The organism is Alteromonas sp. a30, from assembly GCF_026788005.1.
In the GTDB taxonomy this organism is placed as follows: Bacteria; Pseudomonadota; Gammaproteobacteria; order Enterobacterales; family Alteromonadaceae; genus Paraneptunicella.
Window position 1 is genome coordinate 1 of record NZ_JABEPE010000060.1, and the last position, 2,231, is coordinate 2,231.

Here is a 2,231-nt window from a genome sequence, read left to right on the forward strand (position 1 = left end):
CTGTGGGTCTGGTTGCCTTTGTTGTCGTAACCAAAGCTCACGGTGCTGTCATCTTTTAAGCGGATGCTGCTGATTTTGTTGGTGCCAGTGGTATAACTATAAGCATTGGAAGCGTTGTAGGCCAAGTGATGCAGTGGCGAAGTCGCACCGGTTTGCACTTTGGTCGATAACATTTGCCCAGTCACACCGTGATACAGGTATTCGCCGTTTAGCGTGTTGCCGTTTAAATTGGTTCCAAATAAAACAACAGGTGTGCTTCGCCGGGCGGTTACAAAATACTTGGTAGGAATTTAAGAAATGACAGGTTGATTTTTAAACAGCAACCTAAAAATCAACCTTGAAAGATATTACCCGTTACCTTTTGGACGTTTGGACGGGGCAGACAGCCTCAATAATATTATCTTTCTAACTTTTTTTCTATACTCATATTGCTCAAACTCGGGAGTAATCTTATCTTCTCTCAAGTAATCTAGAGGTGTTTTACCCGTATTATTAGCTAAAGTTGGATCAGCGCCAGAATTGAGAAGGAATTCGGCCATATCATATTGGGATAACACAATAGCTGAAATTAAAGGGGTGTAACCCATTGAATCTTGTGTATTTACTTCAGCGCCATTTTTAACAAGAAGCTTCAGGTAAGGAAACCTATGTTGAGAAAGTGATAAAAAGATTAGACTTTCCTCTCCTCGTTTATCGGTCTCATTGACGTCTCCGCCATTTTTAATGAGCTCTTCCAAACATTCAAAACAACCATAGACAACAGCTAGTTCCATTGGACTAGTATCTTTTTCATTCTTGATGTTTGCGGAAACACCGTCTTTAAGCAATGCCTTAACGCGAGCAACATCACCTCTTTTTACTGCATTATGCATTCGTTCAACATCAGTACCCATATCTAAACATCCCATCAAAAGGAATAAATACAAAACCCCCGAAATAACTATTTTTGCCATGCTCTCTTACCCTCTAGCCCTTTTATTACATCATCTATTCCATGCATTCTGTATCGATTCATACCACTAACAATGGGAAACTGTGGAAACCCAACAACCCTTGTTGATTCCAGAGCAATCTGATTACCTAATTTTGCTGGTGCAATAACTTGTTGTTGCGCAAAGTGTAACAACTCCCCTTTTACATAATAAGCCTGAACATTAGAATCCGCTCCTTGTCTAATTGAATGAAAACTTAAAGTACCTTTGCTCAAGCCAGCAGCATTAAATGTCCTAGCTGTCAATCCCCACTTTGATGCAGCCAAACTGGCTAACCCACCTCCCAGAGAGTGTCCTGTAAGAGATAAACTTCTTCCTTTCAATTTACTCACCAAAATTTCAGTTGTTCTTACAGCAAGCGCATGCTGCCTGGAATAAATGCCGACACCTTCAGCGAAATTAGTCATCCAATCAACTCCATCTTCAGTTCCGGTAAATGCATATATATTCACCTGCTTCCGTGTCTTTATAAAGCCCTGATTTAAAGCCAGATTCACGCTCTTCATCTTCAAATATGGTTTTATCAATTCCTAATTCATCTAATTCCGAGTCACTTACTTTCTTTACACCAACTGATTCAAGATCTCCATTTCCTTCGTATACATCTTTGCTTATTACTGCGTCCCTTTTTGCTTTTTGTATTTCGGAACCAATATCCGCAGCTTCCGAACCACTGATATTTAAAATGCCATTAACGCCACTTGAGTTCGCTCCATTGCTCTTAACCGAAATTTTTCCATCTTCATCCTTACTAATTGAACCAACTACTTCACCATCTGCATTGGTAATATCCTTGGTTTCTCCATTTTCTATTCCCTCAAAACATGTTTGTACTTCGTCTGAGGTTGAACAATAACCACTCGGATCAATTCCACTCATGGGGTTATTCATAATGTAAGAATACGGGTTTACACTTTGAGTGTTCGTAGGCGATTGAATCACTGGGTCCACACTCATAAACCTGCCCACATTGTAGTCATACACACGTCCATTCATATGGATGAGTTCGGCTTCGTCGAGGTGCTCGTGGTCGGTAAAGCCTCTTCGTGTGGTCATGCTGGTATCGAGCAGGTTGGTGCCAAGTTGCGCCGCAAGGCTTAAGCTTTCTAGTTGGCTCCAATCGCCATTTCTTGGTTTGCCGAAGGCGTCGAAGTGGCGTCTTGCGGTGACGCTGTTTTGTGCGTTGGTGAAGGTGGCGGCACTGCCTAAGCGGTCGCGGTGGGTGTAGCTGATGTGCAT

General features: G+C 41.9%; 3 protein-coding genes. All 3 read right to left on the reverse strand.

What is annotated here, in order from left to right; genetic code table 11:
* Nucleotides 1-347 precede the first annotated feature (347 nt).
* On the reverse strand, nt 348-953 hold the full coding sequence (locus HJG39_RS19080; RefSeq protein WP_268411987.1) for an ankyrin repeat domain-containing protein: 606 nt from the start codon (nt 951-953) through the stop codon (nt 348-350).
* Complete coding sequence (locus HJG39_RS19085; RefSeq protein WP_268411988.1) at nt 941-1,399, reverse strand: lipase family protein; 459 nt, start codon at nt 1,397-1,399, stop codon at nt 941-943. The genes HJG39_RS19080 and HJG39_RS19085 overlap by 13 nt, the downstream gene beginning before the upstream one ends.
* A 16-nt stretch (nt 1,400-1,415) precedes the next feature.
* Nucleotides 1,416-2,231 (reverse strand): RHS repeat domain-containing protein (locus HJG39_RS19090; protein WP_326849277.1); only part of this gene is annotated, 816 nt, incomplete at its 5' end.

Coding starts and splice junctions, on each gene's coding strand:
- HJG39_RS19080 (WP_268411987.1), bottom strand. CDS start 953: ATGGCAAAAATAGTTATTTCGGGGGTTTTGTATTTATTCCTTTTGATG.
- HJG39_RS19085 (WP_268411988.1), bottom strand. CDS start 1,399: ATGACTAATTTCGCTGAAGGTGTCGGCATTTATTCCAGGCAGCATGCG.